General features: G+C 68.5%; 19 protein-coding genes. 17 read left to right on the forward strand and 2 right to left on the reverse strand.

The window, feature by feature from the left end; translation table 11 throughout:
* Window positions 1-42 precede the first annotated feature (42 nt).
* From ACZ42A_RS27515 to ACZ42A_RS27595, 17 genes are all read left to right on the forward strand, one after another.
* Window positions 43-612 carry a TetR/AcrR family transcriptional regulator gene (locus ACZ42A_RS27515; protein WP_468529953.1) on the forward strand — a complete coding sequence of 190 codons (570 nt, stop codon included), beginning with the start codon at window positions 43-45 and terminating at the stop codon, window positions 610-612.
* 152 nt (window positions 613-764) lie between these two features.
* Window positions 765-1,247 carry a hypothetical protein gene (locus ACZ42A_RS27520; protein WP_468529954.1) on the forward strand — a complete coding sequence of 161 codons (483 nt, stop codon included), beginning with the start codon at window positions 765-767 and terminating at the stop codon, window positions 1,245-1,247.
* Entirely contained in the window at window positions 1,247-2,062 is an 816-nt protein-coding gene (locus ACZ42A_RS27525; protein WP_468529955.1) for an oxidoreductase, read from the forward strand. Before ACZ42A_RS27520 ends, ACZ42A_RS27525 begins: the two co-directional genes overlap by 1 nt.
* A 30-nt stretch (window positions 2,063-2,092) precedes the next feature.
* The gene (locus ACZ42A_RS27530; protein WP_468529956.1) at window positions 2,093-2,452 is read left to right on the forward strand and encodes a CocE/NonD family hydrolase; all 360 of its coding nucleotides are present in this window, start codon (window positions 2,093-2,095) and stop codon (window positions 2,450-2,452) included.
* A gap of 32 nt (window positions 2,453-2,484) precedes the next feature.
* On the forward strand, window positions 2,485-2,820 hold the full coding sequence (locus ACZ42A_RS27535; protein WP_468529957.1) for a hypothetical protein: 336 nt from the start codon (window positions 2,485-2,487) through the stop codon (window positions 2,818-2,820).
* The gene (locus ACZ42A_RS27540; RefSeq protein ID WP_468529958.1) at window positions 2,810-2,986 is read left to right on the forward strand and encodes a hypothetical protein; all 177 of its coding nucleotides are present in this window, start codon (window positions 2,810-2,812) and stop codon (window positions 2,984-2,986) included. The genes ACZ42A_RS27535 and ACZ42A_RS27540 overlap by 11 nt, the downstream gene beginning before the upstream one ends.
* Window positions 2,987-3,332: 346 nt before the next feature.
* Complete coding sequence (locus ACZ42A_RS27545) at window positions 3,333-4,034, forward strand: SDR family oxidoreductase (protein WP_468529959.1); 702 nt, start codon at window positions 3,333-3,335, stop codon at window positions 4,032-4,034.
* A 30-nt stretch (window positions 4,035-4,064) separates the two neighbouring features.
* The gene (locus tag ACZ42A_RS27550) at window positions 4,065-5,099 is read left to right on the forward strand and encodes an alpha/beta fold hydrolase (RefSeq protein WP_468529960.1); all 1,035 of its coding nucleotides are present in this window, start codon (window positions 4,065-4,067) and stop codon (window positions 5,097-5,099) included.
* Window positions 5,100-5,213: 114 nt separating this feature from the next.
* Complete coding sequence (locus ACZ42A_RS27555) at window positions 5,214-6,347, forward strand: NmrA family NAD(P)-binding protein (RefSeq protein ID WP_468529961.1); 1,134 nt, start codon at window positions 5,214-5,216, stop codon at window positions 6,345-6,347.
* A 47-nt stretch (window positions 6,348-6,394) separates the two neighbouring features.
* On the forward strand, window positions 6,395-7,078 hold the full coding sequence (lipB, locus tag ACZ42A_RS27560; RefSeq protein ID WP_468529962.1) for a lipoyl(octanoyl) transferase LipB: 684 nt from the start codon (window positions 6,395-6,397) through the stop codon (window positions 7,076-7,078).
* A 20-nt stretch (window positions 7,079-7,098) separates the two neighbouring features.
* Entirely contained in the window at window positions 7,099-8,448 is a 1,350-nt protein-coding gene (locus ACZ42A_RS27565; protein WP_468529963.1) for an SCP2 sterol-binding domain-containing protein, read from the forward strand.
* Between the two features lie 59 nt (window positions 8,449-8,507).
* On the forward strand, window positions 8,508-9,470 hold the full coding sequence (locus tag ACZ42A_RS27570; RefSeq protein WP_468529964.1) for a PDR/VanB family oxidoreductase: 963 nt from the start codon (window positions 8,508-8,510) through the stop codon (window positions 9,468-9,470).
* 382 nt (window positions 9,471-9,852) lie between these two features.
* A complete protein-coding gene (locus tag ACZ42A_RS27575) occupies window positions 9,853-10,116 on the forward strand; it encodes a hypothetical protein (protein WP_468529965.1) in 264 nt (87 codons plus the stop codon).
* Window positions 10,117-10,465: 349 nt separating this feature from the next.
* On the forward strand, window positions 10,466-13,717 hold the full coding sequence (locus tag ACZ42A_RS27580) for a CHAT domain-containing protein (RefSeq protein WP_468529966.1): 3,252 nt from the start codon (window positions 10,466-10,468) through the stop codon (window positions 13,715-13,717).
* 226 nt (window positions 13,718-13,943) lie between these two features.
* Complete coding sequence (locus ACZ42A_RS27585; RefSeq protein ID WP_468529967.1) at window positions 13,944-14,624, forward strand: vWA domain-containing protein; 681 nt, start codon at window positions 13,944-13,946, stop codon at window positions 14,622-14,624.
* Between the two features lie 85 nt (window positions 14,625-14,709).
* The gene (locus ACZ42A_RS27590) at window positions 14,710-15,789 is read left to right on the forward strand and encodes a protein phosphatase 2C domain-containing protein (protein WP_468529968.1); all 1,080 of its coding nucleotides are present in this window, start codon (window positions 14,710-14,712) and stop codon (window positions 15,787-15,789) included.
* On the forward strand, window positions 15,786-17,414 hold the full coding sequence (locus tag ACZ42A_RS27595) for a DUF4189 domain-containing protein (RefSeq protein WP_468529969.1): 1,629 nt from the start codon (window positions 15,786-15,788) through the stop codon (window positions 17,412-17,414). Before ACZ42A_RS27590 ends, ACZ42A_RS27595 begins: the two co-directional genes overlap by 4 nt.
* Before the next feature lie 795 nt (window positions 17,415-18,209).
* On the opposite strand, the gene ACZ42A_RS27600 is transcribed toward ACZ42A_RS27595, so the two are convergent.
* Window positions 18,210-19,439, reverse strand: coding sequence for a PIN domain-containing protein (locus ACZ42A_RS27600; RefSeq protein WP_468529970.1), 1,230 nt, complete (start codon window positions 19,437-19,439; stop codon window positions 18,210-18,212).
* A gap of 1,140 nt (window positions 19,440-20,579) precedes the next feature.
* The gene (locus tag ACZ42A_RS27605) at window positions 20,580-21,332 is read right to left on the reverse strand and encodes a hypothetical protein (protein ID WP_468529971.1); all 753 of its coding nucleotides are present in this window, start codon (window positions 21,330-21,332) and stop codon (window positions 20,580-20,582) included.
* Between the last annotated feature and the right edge of the window lie 130 nt (window positions 21,333-21,462).

Below are 21,462 nucleotides of genomic sequence, written 5' to 3' on the forward strand. Positions count from 1 at the left end.
CGATCGGTTTATATTTCGCCGGAATCGAGTTAACCTCACACTATGAGCACCGAAGTGAAGGCAAGTCCCCGAGAGCGACTCCTGGAGGCGGCGGCCACACTCACCTACCGAGACGGCGTCGGCATCGGCATCGAGGCGCTGTGCAAGGCGGCGGGGGTGTCGAAGCGGTCCATGTATCAGCTGTTCGAGAGCAAGGACGAACTGCTGGCGGCGAGCCTGGAGCAACGCGCTTCCGCCTTCGTGGCGACACTGCTGCCCGCGGCGGACGATGGCCGCTCACCCCGCGAGCGGATCCTCCACGTCTTCGAACAGGTGGAACTGCAGGCGGGTGCGCCCGAGTTCCGGGGCTGTCAGTACCTGGCCGTCCAGATCGAACTCAAGGACCAGAGCCACCCCGCGAGCCGGGTGGCCCACCGCGTCAAGGGAAACCTGACGGCCTTCTTCCGGGGTGAGGCCGAACAGGGCGGAGCGAGCGATCCCGACCTGCTGGCCCGACAGCTCAGCCTGGTCTTCGACGGCGCCAGCGCCCGCGCGGGGATCGGAGCCGACACCCTCACCGGGCTCATCGCCCCCACGGTGGCCACTCTGCTCGATGCGGCAGGCGTGCGCTGACGCACCACCTTTTCGGGCAGGCCCGGCGGCCGATGCGCTCTCAGGGCTGACGCCTGTCTCCGGCAGTCGGAGCAGGTCCGACGGATCACGGCTGTGCTTCCCGGCAGTCGGGGAGGAAGCCCGATGGCCGTAAGGGTGTCGATGAGCATGCCGTGCGCGAGGAAGGCCGTGGCCTCCTCGGCATGTGCGCCCAGCGGCAGGCGCACGGTTTCCCAAAGGCTCATCCAGCCGGCGCGGACGAGCTCGCCGATCTGGTCATCGCCCTGCGCCTCGGCGGCTGCCACGAGGGCGTATCCCTGCATCCGCATCAACAGCTTTTCCGGGTGCGCGGAGACCAGTCGCGCGTAGGCGTTCACCATGGCGTGGAGCGCCTGCTCGCCGCCCTCCACCCCTTCGGCTGCGCGCTCGAAAGCCGGCCGGGGGTCTTCCATGCTCCGCGTCAAGGCTGCGATGAATGCGAACTCGGCGATGGCCGCGCGGATGACGCTCTGATGTCTCTCCTGTGCGCTGATCCTGCCCATGCCGCCATTCCCGCCGGGTGCCGGTCGGGGTGCTCCCCGGACTTGCAGTCGGAAACCGATCGGTTTACGGTAGTAGAAACCGATCGGTTTCTCAGTGAGTCCGGGAGTCCATGATGAGCACACATCGGCCGGTGGCACTCGTGACGGGTGCATCATCCGGCATCGGGAAGGCAGCCGCGCTCGCGCTGGTCGAAGCGGGGTTCGACGTGGTCGGCACAAGCCGTGACACCTCCCGCGTCACCCCGCTCGACGGCGTGACCTTCCTCGACCTCGACGTGACCAGTGACGCGTCGGCCACCGCCGTGGTCCAGCGTGTGGTCGACCGGTTCGGGCGGATCGATGTCCTGGTCAACAATGCCGGCGTGGGCTTGATGGGGGCGGCCGAGGAGAACTCGGTCGCGCAGGCCCAGGACGTCTTCGACGTCAACGTCTTCGGCGTGATGCGCATGGTGCAGGCGGTCCTGCCGCACATGCGCGCCCGTGGACGCGGACGCATCATCAACCTCTCTTCCGTGGTCGGCTTCCTCCCTTCGCCTTACATGGCCGTCTACGCCGCGTCCAAGCACGCGATCGAGGGGTACTCCGAGTCCCTGGACCATGAGATCCGCGGGCACGGCGTCCGCGCGCTTCTCGTCGAACCCGCCTACACCAGCACCGGGTTCGAGGCCAGCAGCCCGCGACCCGACACGCCCCTGCAGGTCTACGCGGACCAGCGGCGCACCTTTGACCGCATGATGCAAACAGCGATCAAGGACGGCGACGACCCCGCCGTCGTCGCCAGGGTGATCGTCGCGGCGGCGACCGACCCGAAGCCGAAGCTGCGCTACACCGCCGGCCCCCTGGCCGGACGTGCCAGCGCACTGCGCCGCCTCGCGCCTGCCGGGGTCTTCGACAAGCAGATCCGCAAGCTCAACCGGCTGGCCGGCTGATCCTGCCCGCACCCGGCACAGGGGCGGCACATGGCGGAGATCCGCATCGACTTCGACGTTCCGGCGCAGATGCGTGACGGCACGGGGCTGCCGCGCGGACGTCTACCGGCCCAGCGGCAGCGTGGCGGCGGCGCGGCGCGGCGTTCCCCCTCCGGGGGGAGTGGGTGGGCCGCTGCCCTGCCCGGCTCCAACGGCTCCGTCGGCATGATCGGCGGCAGCTACTTCGGCAACACCCGGTGGATGGCGGCGCTCTCGAAGCCGCCGGAGCTGAAGGCGATCACACCGATGATCACATGGTCGGATCCGGACGACGGACTGTGGACGCGCGGCGGCGCGATCGAACTCGGCATCATCGCTCCCTGGTCCCTCAGGCACGGCGCCGACACCTAACGCGCCGTCACTGCACCGACCGCGACGGGCTCGTGAGCAGCATCACCGGGCTCGTGCAGGAACTCGACGGCCTCGCGACCGCCGGTTACGGGGAGTTGCCCGCCGGAATGTTCCCCGCGTTCGCCCGGCACGACCTGCCCGAGCTCGGCCACGAGCGTTCCCGGCGGGAGCCCGACCGGGCGCGGTCCTGCCGCGTCGCGGGGTGTCACGACGAGGCAGACCTGCCCACCTTCCAGGTCGGCGGCTGGTACGACATCTTCGGCCAGGGCACGCTCGACAACTTCACCGCCATGCGCGGGGCCGGCCGGTCCGCCACGCTGATCGTGTGGACCCTGAGCCCACACCAACTGGCAGCACGTGGTCGGTGACGTCCACTTCGGGTTCGGCGCGAACTCCGATTTCATGGGCATGCGGGGACGCCTGCACGACCTGCAGTTCGACTGGTTCCGGCGCACGATCGGCGACGGTCAGGCTCTGGAGCCGGACACGGGCAAGGTGCTGCTGTTCGTCATGGGGATCAACCAGTGGCGATAGTCACCCGAGGCGGTGGGCCAACCGCCGAACCGATCCCTGCAGCGGTGACCCAGTGCCCCGAGTCCCCGTCGGTGCCGAGGCCGTCACGGCCGCCCGAGTGGCTGCCGCCCCTGACTTCCCCCTGCTGCCGGAAGCTGGTCGCCCCTGATCGCCGACCCGGGTGGGCCCGTAAAGCCGCTGGCCGAGCCGTAGGGCAGCCACCCCTCATTCGCCGCCGGACTCCGGACCAGGTCATCGCTCCCCGTCACTGCTGACGAGAAACACAACCATGACCCGGCTTGCGCGAGGAAACCGATCGGTTTACGGTGAGTGAAACCGATCGGTTTCCAAGCTCTTGGAGGTAGTCGTGACAGCAATCGAAGGCGCCACCGTTCTCGTCACCGGAGGCGGCCGGGGTATCGGCAAGATGCTCGTCGAGGAGCTCTACGGACGCGGAGCCGGCAAGGTCTACGCCACGGCCCGTGACCCGCGCACGGTGACCCACCCCCGTGCCGTTCCGCTGGCTCTTGAGGTCACCGACCCCGCATCTGTGACGGCCGCCGCCGAGCAGGCCCAGGACGTCACCATCCTGATCAACAACGCCGGCGCCTCGGTCCGCGCCTCATATCTCGACTCCTCGATGGAGGACGTCCGCCGGGACATGGAGACCAACTTCTACGGGCCCCTGCTGGTCACCCGGGCCTTCGTTCCGGTCATCGAGCGCAACGGCGGGGGCCACATCCTCAACGTCCACTCCGCTCTGTCCTGGCTGGCCGACGGCACGCCATACGGCGCCTCCAAGGCCGCCCTGTGGTCGCAGACCAACTCCCTGCGCCTGGAGCTGCAGCCGCGCGGCATCGCGGTGACCGGGCTCCACGTGGCCTACGTGGACACCGACATGACGTCGGGCATCGACGCACCCAAGGCCGACCCCCGCGACGTCGCCGTAGCCGCACTCGACGGCATCGAAGCGGGGGCGCACGAGGTGCTGGCCGACGACACCACCCGCTGGGTCAAGTCGCAGCTGTCCGCCGATCTGGAAGCCCTGTACCCGCAGTTGAACAACTAGTACGCACGCACCGATTCCAAGGTAATTCTCATGGAAAGTTCGCTCACCCACCGCTTCGTCGACGTGAACGGGGTCAGACTGCACATCGCCGAGCAGGGGCAGGGACCGCTGGTCCTGCTACTGCACGGCTGGCCGGAGAGCTGGTACTCCTGGCGTCACCAGTTCGGGGCGCTGGCAGCGGCCGGGTACCGGGTCGTCGCCCCGGACCAGCGCGGCTACGCCCGCAGTGAGCAGCCGCCGGACGTCTCCTCGTACACCCTGCTCCACCTCGTCGGCGACGTGATCGCCCTGATCGAGGAACTCGGCGAGGAACAGGCGGTCGTCGTGGGTCACGACTGGGGCGCACCCGTCGCCTGGACCGCCGCGATGCTGCGCCCCGACAAGGTCCGTGCGGTGGCAGGGCTCAGTATTCCGCCGATCCTGCCCGGCGGGATGGTCCCGCCCTCCATCACCCGCACCCAGTACGGCGACGGCTTCTACCAGGTCTACTTCCAGCAGCCGGGAGTCGCTGACGCCGAGTTCGCCAAGGACGTCCCGGAATCCTTCCGCCGCCTCCTGGTCGGTGCCTCGGGCGACAACCCGCTCGGCAAAGAGCCCCGCCCGCTGGTCATACCCGACGGCCTGGGCCTGCTGGACACCATGCCGCAGTCGCCCGACCTCCCGGCCTGGCTGACCGAGGAGGACATCCAGGCGTACGCCGAGGACTTCGCCCTCCACGGCGAGCAGGCGTTCACCGGAGCCTTCAACTGGTACCGGAACATCGAACGCAACAACGAACTGCTCGCGGCCTTCCGGGGGCGCGGGATCGACGTCCCCGCGCTGTACGTGGTGGGAGACCGCGACATGGTCACCTCGCTGCGCGGCCCGGACGGGGGCCCCTCGCTGAGCGACATGCTCCGCGGCCAGGGCGGGTCGGGCAACCCGCTGACCGCCGTCGTGCCTCAACTTCACGACGTAGTGGTGCTCTCGGGCTGTGGGCACTGGACGCAGCAGGAGCGTCCGGCGGAGACCAACGCCGCACTCCTGGACTTCCTCGCCCACATCGACGGCCTCACGCCCCGATGACACTGCGCAGAATCCGCCTGGCCGGCACGGTTCGGCGGGAGGAGGGCCCAAGGCCCGCGTGGAGGCGGCCATTGAGCCAGGCCGCCTCGCCGCCATCGACCGCTTCCGGCGGACATGGTCACGTCCGCGAGTGCGACCGAGACCCTGGCCTGCCACCTGGCCGAGCAACGGCATAGACGCCCCAGGCGACCGGAGCGGCGCATAACGATCCCCGGCCACATCCCGTGGCTTTCCGTACAGCTGACTCACCGCAACCAGAAAGAGGAATCATCGATGTCAGAGCGCAATCCCATCCTGATCACCGGAGCAGCCGGCCATATCGGCGGTGTGAGCCGAACGATCGTCGACATGCTGCTTGACCAAGGGCACCCGGTGCGCGCGTTCGTGCGGCAGGACGACGACCGCGCGCAGGCACTCCGCCAGGCCGGCGCCGAGGTCTTCGTCGGAGACCTGCTCAACATCGCCGACGTGACCGCCTCGCTGAAGGGCGTCCGGCGCATCTACTTCAGCATGAGCCTGTCGCCGTACTACACCGACGCCGTAAGCCTGATGGCCGCGGCGGCGCGGGCCCAGGGCGACATCGAGGTCTTCGTCAACATGTCCGAGTTCGAGCAGTCGTTCATGACGTTCGAGAAGGTGACCGGACCGGAGGAAGAGCGGCGTGCGTGGCTCGGCGGACTCGTCGCGGACTGGTCGCCGCAGCAGCGGGCCCACTGGATCGCCGAACGGGTGCTGGAGTGGTCCGGCCTCCCGACCGTCAACATCCGGGCGGCCATGTTCGTCGAGAACCCCCTGATGACCTGGCTGGCGCTGGAGCCACTGAGCAAGGGTGAACTGCGCCTTCCCTTCGGCGACCACCGGCTCGCGCCCATCGCGGGCTACGACGTGGGGGAGGCGTGCGCGAAGATCCTGGCCGACCCCGCGCCGCACATCTCGAAGTCCTACGAGCTCAACGGTCCGGAAGTGAAGGACATGCACGGGTTCGCGGAGGACTTCGCGGCCGTGCTGGGGCGCCGGGTCACCTACGTTCCCGAAGAGGTCGAAGCCTGGAACGAGACCTACGTGGACCCTGCCCTGGCCGAGTTTCCGCACACCGCGGAGCACATGAAGACCCTGACCCGGCTGATGGGCGGCGGCGGATACCGCGGTGTCAGCGACCAGCTCCAAACCCTGCTCGGGCGGCCGCCGAAGACCGTGCGGTGGGCGCTGGAGAACCATCCCCGCATCCAGAAGCTGGTGACTGGCTGAGTCGCGGAGCGGTCGAACTGCGGTCATGAGCGAGGAGACGAGCGGTGATGTCGCCGGGATCCATGGAGGAACAACCGGCACACTGGCAGTTGGAACGCGTCGACTTGGGAGAAGTACCCTACGCCGCGGCGCAGGCGGACATGGCCCGCTGGGTTGAGGAGCGCAAACAGGGACTCGCCGCCAACCGGCTCTTCCTGCTCACGCACCCGGCGGTGATCACCTACACCGCCCGGACGCCGAACGACCAACTGCCCGACGCTGACTCAGCCATAGCCCTGGTGCAGACAGACCGCGGCGGACATGCCACCTACCACGGTCCCGGCCAGCTGATCGGCTACCTCGTGCTCAACGTGCGCGAGCTCGGTCCCCGTGGCCTGGTCCGCCGCGTGGAGCAGGCGCTGATCGACGCGCTGGACACCCTCGGTTTCCCAGCGGTCCGCCGCGAGACGCGGCCGGGGTCGGAGAGCCTGGTGGGCGTGTGGACCCCCGATCACCGCAAACTCGCCTCGATCGGCATGCGCATCAGCGGAAGCGTCTCCAGTCACGGCTTCGCCCTCAACATCGACCCCGACCTGAGCGTCTACACCACTTTCACCGCATGTGCCCTGCCCGGCGTCCGGATGACTTCGCTGACCGAACTCGCCGCCGAACGCGGCCTGCCGGCCCCCACCCACACAGAGGTGCGCGACGCGGTCGCACGAGCGGTCACGACGCACCTGACACCACGCTAGAAAACAGGAAAGGATGCCCGATGGCCAGCAAGAACAAGCTCGCCGACCATCCCACAGTCGTCAAAGTTCGTCAGCGGCAAGATCGCGCCGTCACCCGTCCCGCCGAGCCGCTGGATGCGTCCTGGCTGCGGCAGCTGTGTCTCGACGCGGGTGCGGACGATGTTGGTTTCGTGGAGATCGACCGGCCGGAAATCGCCGACCAGCGAGCGGACCTGGAAGCCGCGCTGCCGGGTGTCCGAGTGCTGATCAGCTTCGTGACCCGGATGAACCGGGAGAACATCCGCACCCCGGCGCGCTCGGTGGCCAACCTGGAATTCCATCACACCGGCTACCACTCCAACGAGGTCGGCCGGCAAGTGGTCGGCAAGCTGGAAGCGATGGGCGTGCGCGCCATCAACCCCGCGATGGGCTTTCCGATGGAGATGGACAAGTTCCCCAGGAAGACGTGGGTCGTCGGGCACAAGCCGGTCGCCGTGGCGGCCGGACTCGGCAAGATGGGCATCCACCGCAACGTCATCCACCCCAAATTCGGCAACTTCATCCTGCTGGGCACCATCCTCATCGACGCCGAGGTCAGCGACCTCTCCCAGCCCATCGAGTACAACCCCTGCCTGGAATGCAAGCTGTGCGTGACAGCCTGCCCGACCGGGGCGATCGCGTCCGACGGTCACTTCAACTTCTCCGCCTGCTACACGCACAACTACCGAGAGTTCATGGGTGGCTTCGGCGACTGGGCCGAACAGGTCGCTGAAAGCCGCAACGCCCACGACTACCGGTCGCGAGTGAGCGACAGCGAGAGTGCGTCGATGTGGCAGAGCCTGTCCTTCGGCGCCAACTACAAAGCGGCCTACTGCATGTCGGTGTGCCCGGCCGGCGAGGACGTCATCGGCCCCTGGCTGGAAAACCGCAAGTCACACCTGACCCAGGTCGTGCGCCCACTGGTGGACAAGGAAGAGACCGTCTACGTCGTCCCGGGTTCCGACGCCGAGCAACACGTGGCCAAACAGTTCCCGAACAAGCGGACGAAGCACGTGGCGATGAGCCTGCGAGCGAACAGCATCGACGGTCTGATGGAAGGCCTGCCGCTGATCTTTCAGCGCGAACAGGCCAAGGACATGTCCGCCACCTACCACTTCACCTTCACCGGCGACGAGTCCAGGCAGATCACCGTGACCATCCGCGACCGCGAACTCGATATCGCCGACGGACATCATGGTGAGCCGGATCTCAAGATCACCGCCGACACGGCCACCTGGCTGCGCTTCCTCACCAAACCGACGCTGCTGGCGTGGGCACTGGTCCGTCGCCAGATCAAGTTGCAGGGCTCTCCTCGACTGCTGCGCGACTTCGGCCGTTGCTTCCCGTCCTGATCGGTCAGGAAAGAACGCGGACCACCGAATCATCACCCGTAAAAAATGAAAGGCCGATCATGAGCACTCTCGGCACCGAGGTCGAACTCGACCTCGTATTGGAACGCAAGGAATCGATAGCCGAAGGTGTTGTGCTGCTGACGCTGCGCGACCCGGAAGGCCGTCCGCTGCCGGAATGGCAGCCGGGGGCCCACATCGATCTGATACTGCGAGCCGACCTCGTCAGGCAGTATTCACTGTGCGGAGACCCAGCGGATCGATCCCGGCTTCAGGTCGCGGTGCTGCGTGAACCGGAAAGCCGGGGCGGGTCGAGCCACGTGCACGACGTACTCAAGGAAGGCGAGTCCGTACGCATCCGCGGGCCACGCAACCACTTTCCGCTCGTGAAGGCCAAAAACTATCTGTTCATCGCAGGCGGAATCGGGATCACCCCCATCCTGCCCATGGTGGCAGCCGTCAACGCGACCCGCGCCGACTGGCGCCTCGTCTACGGGGGCCGCACCCGAGCTTCGATGGCGTTCGGTGAGACGTTGCAGCGGGCCTACGGAGAGCGGGTGAGCCTGCGGCCACAGGATGAATACGGGCTGCTGGACCTGCCTTCGCTCCTCGGCAAGCCGCAACGGAAGACAGCCGTCTACGCCTGCGGTCCGGAACCGCTGCTCGCGGCGGTCGAGGCCGGCTGCGAGAAGTGGCCGAGCGGATCTCTGCACCTGGAGCGCTTCGCCCCGAAGAGAGACGTCACCGCCGGGCCGCAGAGCAGCTTCGAGGTCGAGCTGGCCCAGTCCGGCAGGACGCTGCTGGTCTCTGAGGACATGTCCATTCTTGAGGCCGTCGAAGCTGCCGGTGTGCCGGTGATGACCTCCTGCGAGGAGGGAATCTGCGGAACCTGCGAGACGAAGGTGTTGTCCGGGGAGATCGACCACCGCGACTCGGTCCTGAACGACCAGGAGCGCGCCGCAGGCGACACCATGATGATCTGCGTCTCCCGAGCCAAGGGCGACCGCCTGGTCCTCGACCTCTGAAACTCCTTGTCGCCCGATCATGATGCTTGTTTGACGTTCCGAGGACCTGAGTGCCCGCCAGAAGAGCTGGCAAACGCGGTCTGAACTGGGATTTCTTCGTCACGTGCCTCATGTGACACTTTTCGATGACGCATCATGTGGAGTGCGTGACGAGTCTGGAGCCGGTGGCGAAGGGTGCCTGAGCTGATCAGTACCTCCCGCACAGCGGGGGAACATCAGGTCGCTTTCACCGACTTCCACCCGCTCGGTGGTTGGCTGCGAGTGGATGCCGCACCCTCGCGCGGAGTTTGACGAGCCTGGCCGAGCCGCGCGGCGCCCGTGTCGCGGAGGCGCACACCCGCAGCGACCAGCGCGAGGGTTGAACGGACTGGATTCAGAGGAGGTGACGAAGCTGCGAGCCCTCGTTACCGATCTCGCCGCACGTGAGGCAGATACCCCGCACCACCACACGTTGCGCCTCATGGCCCTGATCCCGTACGGCCTCACGCACAACCCGGCGGATCTCAAAGCGGCCATCGATGAACTGGAGCAGGTGCGCGACGGCATGCGGATCGGCCAGGACCCCGGTTCGCGGGCGAAGCTCTGTGGGAGCTCGCGAAGGCATACCGAGCTCGCTGGCACCACAGCCACGACGCGACCCATTTGACACCCGCGGTTCATGCGCGTTGTCCTCGGATTCGGGCCCTGGCGAGGACAGCTGAACCGGTCGGCTGCCGGTCGCTTCCGGGTCGGCTTCCGTCCGATCCCTGTGATCCGGCCTCCTGGGGCCCGGAGGATCGGGCACCCTGTGAACACCGGGACGAGCGGAGCGGGGGCGCGATGGACCATGGCAGCGGCGGGACACGGAGGCTGCGGGCCTGGGCGCGGGACGCCGCCAAGCGGCCGATCTGCTGATCCCCTTCCACCGGGTGCCGCCGCGGGTACCGCGCGGGGTTGTCGTTGACCAGGCCTTCTTCGACCGGACTCTGGATGAACTGACGGAACTGGAACGGCTGTTGGGCTCGGATGGGCAGCGGCGCACCGCCGTGGTGGCCCGGCTGGGGGTCCTGCTCGCCCTGCGGCACATGAACGGCGGCCCGGCAGAGGACCGGGGCCGGGCGCTCGTGCACCTGCGCCGCGTCCGCGAGGCGGAGCCGCAGGCCCCCACATGGGAGCGGCAGTGTGTGGCGCTGTGCCTGCTGCTTCTGATGGCGCCGCCACCACAACTCGGCGGTGGTATCGGCCTGGCACCTGACTTCCCGGCCGCCCTGAGCTGGTACCTGACACAGATCGGCCGCGACGAAATGGCCGAACTGCCCGCGCTCCTCTGCGACGTCCAGGACTTACCGATGCCGCCCCAACTGCACGTGAAGCTACAGAAGTTGGCTTCGATGATGCCTCTGCTCGAGGAACTGCTGCGGACGGGCGGCGTCAGCGACACGATGCAGCAGCGCCTGAAAGACGTCATGCCTGAGGACTTCCCCTACAAAGCCCAACTCGGCGAGCTGGCCCACTCCATGGGACTGTGGAACGCTCCTGGGATGCCCTCGTCGCCACCGCACGGGGCAGCCGGTCGCGACGACGACCCGCCCCGAGAGCCGGCAGCCGGTGGTTCCGTCCGTCAGGTCTCCAGCGAGGTCGACGCCGAGATCTCCGCCGCGCTGCTCGCGGCAGCGGCAGCGATCGGGACGGGAGATCCGGCGCTGCTTGACACAGCCGTGCGCCAGATGGCCGAGGTCACGGACCGGCTTCCGCCGGGGCACCCGATGACCCTCACCATGAAGGCCATGCGTGCCGTCCTGCTGCACGGCGCGGGCAGCATGATCGGCAGCGGCCAGGACGATGACTTCGCGCACCGCGTGACCGAGGAGATGAAGGCCGGTCTGGGGCTGGAGGAGGCAGCGCCCGCCTCGGGCACGGACGCCGACGCCCTCAACGCGATTCGTCTCCTCTCAGTGTTCTCCCGGATCTCGCGCGCCGAACGAGCCGAGGATCTGGGCAGATTGGACGAGGTCCTGGACGAACTGCGGGGCCTCCATGCGACCGTGCCGAGGGAACAGGCCTCTTGGATTCTCGTTCCCCTGGCCCTGAGCCTGGCGTATCAGGCCCGTGGCTCGCTGCTGGAGGACGAGTCGGAGATCCTGCGCGGGCTCGCGCACCTGGAGGAGTGCACACGGTCGGCGCCGCCGCCGTGGGACGAGATGTTGGGCGAGCTGACCAGGCAGGCGAAGCTCCTGCGCGGGCACTACGAGAGCGATCCCGCCCTGGTCGAGGAGAGCCTGCACGGGGCGGGCCGAGTGACTCCTGCCCTGCCCATGCAGCGCCAGCTCGAAGAGCTGCGTACGGCGCTCGCCCTGATGGAGCGGTACCAGCACACCGATGACCCTGCCGACCTGAACCGTGCCATCGCGAGCCTGGAGCGGATACGTGAACGCGCCCGGCAGGGCCAGGAAACGGCCTTCGCGGCGGACGCGCTGTGGCACCTCGTCACGGCGTACTGGCTGCGGTGGTTCCGGACGCAGAACCCGGAGGAAGTGCACGCCGCCACGAACGCGGGGCTGGACGCCTTGCACGCCGTCTCGGCGGACGTACTCCTGCAGGTCGGCTCCGAACATGGCCTGCAGACGGCCCGGTCCGCGGCCAACCGAGCACTCATGACCACCCGCACGGCGATCGGCTGCGGCCGTCTGGAGGCGGCGGTCACGGCCCTGGAGCTGGGCCGGGCGCTGGTGCTCCACGCCGCCTCGGCCTCCGCAGGAGTGCCCGAGCTGCTTGCGGCGCGCGGGCACCGGGAACTCGCCGACGCCTGGCGGAAGGCGGCATCCGCGACGCACGCGGAGGGCGGCCGGCTCCTTCCCAGCAGCCTGCGCCGCCAGGCCCTGGAAGCGCTCGGCTACCGGCAGCACGACAGCCGGATGACGCTGTTCGCCACCCCGAGCACGACCGAACTGCGGGCGGGGGTCGCGGCGGGCGACGCCGACGTACTGGTCTACCTGCTGCCCGGGCAGGGAGAGGCCCACGGGATGGCGATCGCCCTGGGACCGGACATGGAGCCGGAGGTGCTCGACCTGCCGTCGCTGCTCGCCACGCCGAGCGGACCGCTCGCGGAGTACCTGAACGCCGCGGTGGCCCGCTCCCGGGTGGGCGGCGAGGTTGGCGAGCGCAGGTGGGAGAGGGCTCTTGGCCGCCTGTGCGACTGGGCCTGGTACGCGGTCATGGGACCGCTGACCGAGCAGCTCGAAGACCGCCTCGCCGCTTACGCCGGGCGGACCACGGCGCGGACCACCGCCCGGCGCGGCCCCCTCCGCCTCGTGCTGGTGCCCTGCGGGAACCTCGGCGTCGTGCCGTGGCACGCCGCGCGCCATCGTGAGCGGGGCGACTACCGCTACGCCTGCCAGGACCTGGTGGTCACCTACGCGGCGTCGGGCAGCCAGTTCCTCGCGGCGGTGGGCCGCGATCGGCTCCGGGTGGATGCGGCACCGGTGCTCGTGGCCGATCCGCGGATGGACCTCACGCACGCCGAACGCGAGGTCAGCGCACTGCACCGTGCGTTCTACCCGGGGGCGCGGCTCTACGGGGAGTTCTACGAGGCGCCGGTTCCGCCCCAGGCGCCGGGAACGCCGGACGAGGTGCTGGCCGTACTGGGTCAGGCGTCGTTGCTTCATGTGGCGTCGCACGGGTCCGCCGGACCACGGCCGACCGTGTCGGCCCTCAGCCTGGCGTTCCCCGGCGACAGTGAGGCGTGGCCGGCCGAGCGAGGCGGCCCGGGCGCGGTGCCGGACCTGGGCATGCTGACCGTGACCCGGCTGCTGGATGTCACGGACGACAGCGCCGCCGCCGGAGCCGCCCCCTCCGCTCGCCGTCGCGCCGGGCCGCTGGTCGTGCTGAGCGCCTGCGAGACGGACCTGAGTACCCGTGATCACGACGAGGCGTTGACGCTGACCACGGCGTTCGTGGCACGCGGTGCGCGGAACGTGGTGGGATCGCGATGGAGGACGATCGACAGCGCCTCGGCACTGATGATGGCGGTGTTCCACCATTTCGTGGCGGTCGAGGGCCAGGCCCCGGCGAACGCCCTGCGGTCGGCGCAGTTGTGGATGCTCGATCCACAACGCGAGGTTCCCGGCAGTGTCGGCGGCGCGCTGGCGCGTGAGGCCCAACTGCCGGGCCTGGACCGTCTGTCGGTGTGGGCCGCCTTCATTCATCAGGGACATCCGGGGCAACCTGGGCTGCACGCCACCGCTGTGGCCATGGAGGGGGCCACGTGAATCCCGCCGCTGCGTTCGGTCTGCCTGCCCCTGATCGGTTCCGGGCGGGGCGGCCTCTCGTACCAGCAGAGCCTCCACGCCCTCTGGGCGCCCGTCGAGGCGGAACTGGCCCGTGGAGCCGACTGGGACCTCCACCTGATCGCGCGCCGGGCCGCATGGGGTCCGCCAGCCCGAACGCGCGGCACCCAACAAGCAGTCACAGCCGAGACGAGAGGGCACACTGACGATGAAGGAAAGCAACCGGGGGCATCTGCTCCCCATCTACGTCCTCGCCGACGAGTCGGGTTCGATGTACGGGCACATCGATGATCTCAACGATGGGCTGAAGTCCCTGCACCAGGCACTGCTGGGAGAGCCGATGGCCGCGGCCAAGGTGCGCTTCTCGGTACTCGGATTCTCCGACGATGTCATCGAGCGGGTGCACCAGGTGGACCTGCGCAGCGCGAACGAGTTCCCGAAACTGCACACCCGCGGATCGACGAGTTACGCCGCGGCGTTCCAGGACCTCGCCGACCGTATCCCGGCCGACGTCAAGGACCTCAAGAGCCAGGGCTACCAGGTGCACAGGCCTGCGGTGTTCTTCCTCAGCGACGGAGTCCCGAACGGCGGGGAGAACTGGCAGGAAACGCTGCGCCGGCTCACCGACCGTTCGGTGACACCCGCCGCACCGAACATCATCGCCTGCGGCATAGGTGACGCGGACGCGGAGACCATCAACAAGGTCGCCACGCGACCGGAGTTCGCCTTCGTCGCCGACAAGGGGGTCGATGTCGGCGCGGCCATCGCGAAGTTCTGCGCCGCCCTCACCAAGAGCGTGATCGCCTCGGGCCGCTCACTCGATTCGTCAAACCCACACCTGCAGGTCGACAAGCCGGAGGGTTTCACCGTAGCGATCGACGTGATCTGACATGGCGCCGCCTTTCAACCGCCGCCGGGAGGAGACGCCGAGTGAACCCGCCCGGTACGTGCCACCGCCACCAGGACCACCGCCGATGCCACCATGGCCGCCGGAGACATCGGAGGACCAGCGGTTCGGCGAGGCGTCACGGGGTGCGCCCCGTGACCTGCCCGACGGCATGGCCGGTGACGCGCCGTGGGACGTGCGGCCGGACGTGGCCGGATACGGTTCCGCCCCAGCGCCGCTCCAGCACCCGGGCAGTATCCCGTACCCGCCGAACGCCCCCGCGGACCAGTGGGGTCCTGTCGTCGTGGACAGAGCCGTCATGGCCTTTGACCCGGTGCCGCCCACGGGGATGTCCTACCGCCCCGACACCGTCTGCGACGGCTGGTCGACGGCGGCACTGGACGTACGGCTGGCGTCCGTACGCGGCTACGAGCACCGGCACGACGGCACGCCGCGTGAGGACGACGCGGCGATCGCGTGGGACCAGGGCACCGGCACCGTGGCGTTCGCCGTCGCCGACGGCGTGTCCGAGGCCCACCAGCCGCACATCGGTGCGCAGTTGGCGTGCCGCAGTGCGGTCGACGAGATGCTGTCGCAGGTGAGGAACGGGGGCGGCTTCGTCGGCGACTGGCACAAGCTGCTGTCCACCGTGCACTGGCAACTGCGCGAGCAGGCGCGCCGTCTTCTGCACCGGCAAGACGAGGCAGGGGTGCAGGAGACGGCCGAGCTGCTGGGTACGACCCTGGTCGCCGGCACAGCCACACCCACCGAACGAGGGGTGGAGGTCTCCGTGGTCTGGGTGGGCGACTCCGGCGTGTGGCAGCTCAGGAACGACCGCTTCCACGCGATGGGCGGCGGCAAGAAGACGGGGCCGGATGGGCTCCTGTCGTCCGCGGTGGACCCGCTGCCCCTCGTCCCGGCGGTCGTCCGCCCCCTTTCCTCCGTCCTCGAACCGGGCACTGTCCTGCTCATCGGCACCGACGGTTTCGGCGACCCGCTAGGTGACGGTGAGGGAGCCGTGGGGCACCTGTTCCGCTCTGAGCTCCGACGCCCCGTAACGCCGTTGAGGTTTGCGCACCTGCTGGACTTCTCCCGGGAGACGTTCGGGGACGACCGCACCCTGATCGCGCTGTGGCCGCGTGAGACGGCACCGGGAGCCCCCCGGTGAAGGTCCCGTGGGTCCGGCCCGACCAACTGGGGCAGTACCAGGCGCACCGCCTCGGCGACGGCGGGCAGGGCATCGTCTACGGGGTGCCCTGGGCACCGGCCAAGCTGAGCGGACAGCTGGCCTACAAGGAGTACCGGCCACAGGTGCGCCCGGACCCCGTCGCGCTGCAGGCGCTCGCCGCCTCGCTCTTCACGCTTGACCCGGCCGACCAGTCCTTTCTGTCCGAGCGGCTGGCCTGGCCGATCGCGATCGTCTACAGGGGCAGTGCGCCCTCGCAACTGCCGCTCTCGGCGCACTCCGGCACCACCGTGGCCGGATTCCTCATGCGGCGCGTGGGGAGCGAGTTCGAGTTGAACAGCGCTGCGATCGGCGGTGTCAAACAGCAGGGCCTGGAGTTTCTGCTCAATCCGGAAGCGTTCCTGCAGACCATCGGGCTGACGCTCGACGACCGCACCAGGCTGGACCTGCTCACCGATCTCGCCTCGACGCTCAGCCGGCTGCACAAGGGGGGCGTCGTGGTGGGCGACCTCTCGCCGAAGAACGTCCTGTTCACCCTGGACGGTGCGCCCCGCGTCCTGCTGATCGACTGCGATTCGATGCGGTATCGCACCCAGGATGTACTGCCCCAGGTCGAGACCATCGGCTGGAGTGTGCCGGAGTCGGCGAAGGCCACGCCGGCCTCCGACACGTACAAGTTCGGACTGATCGCCGCAAGACTCTTCAACCAGGACCAGGTCAGTACGGATCTGGGGCCGCTGCGTGGTGTCGCGCCCGAATTGGCGGATCTTGCGCAGCGGAGCACACAGAGCGACCCGGCCCGGCGACCGGCGCTGGCGGAGTGGCTCCATCCACTGGAGCAGGCGCGCAACCGGACGCAGCCGGGCAAGCGCACCAAGGTCAACGCCCCGAGGCCGTCGACGCCGCGCCCCCCACGGCCCGCAGCGCCGCGCCCCGCACGGCCCGCTGCACCCGCTTCCCCCGGGGCCGGAACAGGCCCGGCAGGAAACACGGGTGGTAAGTCGCCGGGCAAGGCCGCCGCAGGTGTCGCCGCCGCCATCGCGGCAGTGATGCTGGTGTTCGCGCTCGCGGACGGCCGCAGCACGTCGGGCGACGACTCCGACTCCTCCGCGATCCCCACTGTTTCCGCCGATCCGTACGTGCCCGACGATCCAACGTATGGCGACTCCGCCGTCGATCCCGTCGATCCAGACGATCCGGACGACACGGTGACCGAAGACCCGTCGACGGAGGAACCCGACCCCGATCCGCTGACCGACGATCCCGCCCCCGAAACGACGGAAGCCCCGGCCCCGTCACCTGAGCCGGCTCCACGGCCGAACTATCACGGCGCCATAGCCGTGGCGAGCAACGGCGCCTACGGCCGAGCTTGGGACTACAAATCCGCCAGTGCTGCCCAGCAAGCCGCACTGAACAGCTGCCCAGGCAGCTGCAAGGTCCTCGTGTCGTTCACCAACAGCTGTGGCGCTGTGGCCTACAACCCCAGCGCCCATCGCTACTGGGGTGGTCACGGCGCCAGTCAGGCCGAAGCCAAGAACAACGCGATAAGCAATGCAGGCGGCGGGGATTGGATCACCGTGGTATGCACCACGCGGTATACCTCCTGAGCAGTCAGCTGACGCCATCCTGGAAGTCGCTGGTCAGGTCGGCTGGTTGCGGGCCAGATAACTGGGTCAGGACGGCACCTGAGCGAGCATCGTCCTGCTCGGTTGGCGAACTGGACACCCAGGCAGCGAGCCGGAATATGGGCCCTGACCTGCCGTTTTCCCAGGTTTCTCAGGGCTCGTGCTGCGCCAGGCCGATGGGACAGGCCCGACCTCCGCCTTCCTCGGTCCTTCCCGACCTCGCTGCAACCCATCACCTGCACGCGCCCCCTGGAGCCGTGGCGTGCAACGGATCAGCAGGCCGACCTGACCCGCACCTGGCACTTCGGCCGCCAGGCCGAAGCCATGGGAGGACCCGCTACTGGCCGACGGCCTTGGCGCCGCACTCACCGTCGGCTTGTGTCACCTTCGGTCCAGCCGCATCGGTGCCATTGCCCAGCCACCGTGGTGTTGCTCATCTGCCAGTCTCCACCACGATGTACGTCTGATAAGGGGTCGGAGTGTAGTACGGCGATCTGTCCGACCGGGGCACGATCCTCTCGCCGAGTTCGGCGACGTGGCGGTGTTCTGGGGTCGGACGGTCCTGGCTGCCCGGCTTCGGCTTCATCCTTCCAGCAGATCGCTGACGTATTCGCAGAGCTGAGGGGGAAGGTCGTCGAGGGCGATCTCGCGCAGCGGGGAAATGTCGTCAAGGCGGAGATGTCCGGTGGACAGGGCCTGCCGCCTTTCAAGTTCACCTAGACCTGGCCCCGGCCGCCCGCAGGTGCGGCGGCCGGTGACGAGCAGCCGGAGGCTGCCCTACTCGTCCTTACGCCGGCTACCGGCCCACAGGGCCATAGCCATCAGAGCGCTCTGCAAGAGAGTCGGTTTCTCGGCTTCCTGCCACTTCGCGAGCTGTTGCCACACCTCCGCCGAGTAGCCGGGAAGAGCGGCGGATGCACCAGGGTCCGGAAGCCGCTGGAAGTCCTCTGTGGTGAGGGGCATCGGAGCGCTGCTGCGCAGGATAGTGAGCTGTGACTCACCCTTGGTTGGGCTCAACAGCAGGCGTGTCTCCCAGGCACATCCCACTCGTCCGATCCCCGATTGCCTGCCAAGTAGGGCCAGGCCGGTGAGGAGCCAGCGCACCGTTGCTGTGCACCAAACGTGGTCGCCGATCCGGTAGGCGCTTACATCGCTGACGAGGTCCACCTGGGCGTGGGGCGTCGTGATCCAGGGGCCGACACCGCCCATAAGGGGGCGTTTGCTGTCGTCCGAGTCGGGCCAGAGCGCTCCCAGAAAGGTGGGGGCGTCGAACGCGTGCACGCTCTCCACGTCGGCACCCCACTTGGCTCCCGCCTCCCGGGCGATGATCAATGCCGCCTCGGGGGTGCCCACCTGCTCCTGCACCAAGGCATCGTCCACCTCGGTAGGCTGAGTGAACTCGGCGACAACGGGGTCAAGGGATGCGTAGTGCTTGAAACGATCCCCCAGCTCCTGGATGTCCAGCCACAGTCTCGCCCGCCCCTTGTATGAGGAGCCGTCACCGAAGTCGTTCGTGTTCTTGCTGACGAAGTACACCGTCTCGTCTGGGTGCTCGCGCGCGTACTCGACGGCGGTCAGCCATATCGCGGCATCACGCGAGCCGGTCTTCACCGGCTTGTTCACCCCCTTCATCTCCAGCTGCTTGCATGGCGGGATGACGTTGGCCTCCCGGTAGGCGGCCTCTTGCAGTACCGACGCGCTCGGAGGCAACACCTCCAGGATGGCGGCGAACGCATCCCGCCAGTATTGCCGCACCTTCTCGGTTTGGAGAGGCTGCATACGGGCGTTGGTCTCCCAGGGCGTGATCATGCGCAACGCCTTGTGCGCGTCGAAGGCAGCGTCGTACTTCTCCTGGTACTTCAGCGCCCGTTGCGCGGCCAGCTCCTCCATGACTGTCCACGGGACGGCGACGCCTTGCACCCCCGTCGCCCGGATGGTCTTGAGGAGGTCGACGCTCGCGTTGTCAGGGGAGACACCCCACAACATGTTCGTGTCCAGGATGATCAAACTAGGTGGCTCCGTCCCCGAGCGGCGTGCAACAGGCGGGACAAGCCTCCCAGGCCCGGAGCGGCCTCGTCAGCGAATTTCAATCACACTGCCGTTTCGGCGGCGGGCCTCTCGTACACACTGGGCGCACCGACGCGACTCCACCGACGTGAGGCTCTGTACCGGGAGACCTCATTCGGGACCCAAAAGCACCTCTGACCTGCTGCTTTTCTCATTTCCCGGGTTCCGGGCGGGTCGCGCCGACATGTTTCCGTGGCTACACGACGTAGAACTTTCCGCGAACCGGTGAGCGCGGGTGACCTGCAGCTTCGTGGGGTGGCGTGGGTGATGACAGACGCGTGGTCACGAGACAGGGGAGCAGGGGCGGCAGCGCTGTGACCGTTGTGTGTTGCCGGATGAAGGCTGTGGCCTCGTCGAGTGCCTGGCGGCCCTCGGGCATGGGGCTGCGGGCGAGAGGTGCATCATCGCCGGGTAGTGCCGGAGTTGCGGGGCACGAGGCGGAGTGCATCGGAGTCCAGGATATCGCGGTGCCGCTGAAGACGATCATCGGCGACAAGCCGGTGTGGTCGCCGAACAGCGGGCTGACCTTAGGGGCACCGATCGGGACGTCCCGGGCCCAGAGGGTGCCGGCGCGGGGCAGGAAGTCGATCGTGAGGACCGGGTCGCGTCTTTCCTGAGTCGGCTGGTAATCACTGGTCCGTCGAGGGGGCCGCGCCCGCCTCGACGGCGCGGATGGCTCCCCGGACTACGATCCGCCGTCTGCCCTCGTGGCGGGGGCACTGCTCGGCGTGATTGTCGACTGGCTCAACAATGACCTCCCTCGCAGCCCTGAGGCACTCGGTGCCCTGGTCTGGCCGCAGTGGGGCGAGCCGCCCGTGGTCCGGGCCGGCTGAGGGAGTTTCTGGTCCCCGTGGGGCCACAGATGTGATGTCCAGCCGTGCCCTTCGGGGCCGCCGTTGCGGCTCGGTGCAGGGCCAGTTCGGGCGGGCCGGGGATGACGGTGTAGAGCCACACCGGCTGTACCAGAGCCATGTACTCCGCAGCCGGCTTGGCCTGCGGCACGTGCGGTACGGCCCCGGTCCTCCATACCTAGGAATGCGATGCTCCGCGTTCCGGTGCGAACTACTCGCCTTTGTTGATTCATTGGTTCGCGTAGTCGTCGACCAGTGTGGTGATGAGCGTGCGCAGGGCGTCGGCCCGGTGCCGGTCATCGTGCTGGGCGCGCAGGGCTTCGTCGGCGGCGCGGAGCCGGGCAAGGGCGGTCGGTTCGCCGTCCACCAGGTCGTCGATCACCGGGGTGGTGATCAGGTCCAGGCACTCGGTGAGCAGGCGGTGGGTGGCGGGGGAGGGCGGTGTGGGGTCGGGGGTGTTGAACCCGGTGGTCAGGTAGCGGGCCGGGTCGGTCAGGCTCCAGCCGACGACGGTGCCGTGCTGGACGAGGAGTGCCACGTCGGGGGCGATGCCGATGCGGGCTTCCAGGGGCTCGTCGAGGACGTCGAGGTCGCGCAGACACGTCAGTACGGCGTCCCCGGGAGCGCGGCACAGCACCGTGCACATCTCCTGCCGGAAGTCGCGGACCTCATCCGCACGGAGCCCGCCGGGACGCGCGGAGGGTGTGAGAGGGAGGCGGGCACGGTCCTCGGCGGAGGCGGACTCTTCCGGCATCCGGAACTGCGCCCCGACCAGTTGCCTGCTGGCCGGGTCGAAGCGGAGGACGTCGGGCGCATCCCAGAGCCGGTCCTGGCTGCCGAATGTCTGCGCCAGAAACCGCTCACGTTGTCCCGCGTCCGTGTAGGGCCCGATGTCCAGCGAGGTGCCTACGAGGCGGGGCGTGACGGGCAGCGGGTCGTCCGTCACCGTGGCGTGCCAGTCGCCGTCGAACGTCAGTCTCATGGTCGGTGTCCATCGCCACTGCCTGGTTCCAGAGTTGATGCCCGGAGGTCAGTACGCCGTGATGGCCTGGGCTGTCCGGGAGCCAGCCCATGGTCGCCTGGCTCGCCCCGCCACGTCGGAGAGCGGCGGC

The sequence above is a fragment of the Streptomyces sp. NPDC030838 genome (genome assembly GCF_055572035.1).

Bases quoted from the DNA above. Each gene is read 5' to 3' on its own strand.
- ACZ42A_RS27515 (WP_468529953.1), top strand. From the start codon at position 43: ATGAGCACCGAAGTGAAGGCAAGTCCCCGAGAGCGACTCCTGGAGGCG.
- ACZ42A_RS27525 (WP_468529955.1), top strand. From the start codon at position 1,247: ATGAGCACACATCGGCCGGTGGCACTCGTGACGGGTGCATCATCCGGC.
- ACZ42A_RS27530 (WP_468529956.1), top strand. From the start codon at position 2,093: ATGGCGGAGATCCGCATCGACTTCGACGTTCCGGCGCAGATGCGTGAC.
- ACZ42A_RS27550 (WP_468529960.1), top strand. From the start codon at position 4,065: ATGGAAAGTTCGCTCACCCACCGCTTCGTCGACGTGAACGGGGTCAGA.
- ACZ42A_RS27555 (WP_468529961.1), top strand. From the start codon at position 5,214: ATGGTCACGTCCGCGAGTGCGACCGAGACCCTGGCCTGCCACCTGGCC.
- lipB (WP_468529962.1), top strand. From the start codon at position 6,395: ATGTCGCCGGGATCCATGGAGGAACAACCGGCACACTGGCAGTTGGAA.
- ACZ42A_RS27565 (WP_468529963.1), top strand. From the start codon at position 7,099: ATGGCCAGCAAGAACAAGCTCGCCGACCATCCCACAGTCGTCAAAGTT.
- ACZ42A_RS27570 (WP_468529964.1), top strand. From the start codon at position 8,508: ATGAGCACTCTCGGCACCGAGGTCGAACTCGACCTCGTATTGGAACGC.
- ACZ42A_RS27585 (WP_468529967.1), top strand. From the start codon at position 13,944: ATGAAGGAAAGCAACCGGGGGCATCTGCTCCCCATCTACGTCCTCGCC.
- ACZ42A_RS27590 (WP_468529968.1), top strand. From the start codon at position 14,710: ATGCCACCATGGCCGCCGGAGACATCGGAGGACCAGCGGTTCGGCGAG.
- ACZ42A_RS27605 (WP_468529971.1), bottom strand. From the start codon at position 21,332: ATGAGACTGACGTTCGACGGCGACTGGCACGCCACGGTGACGGACGAC.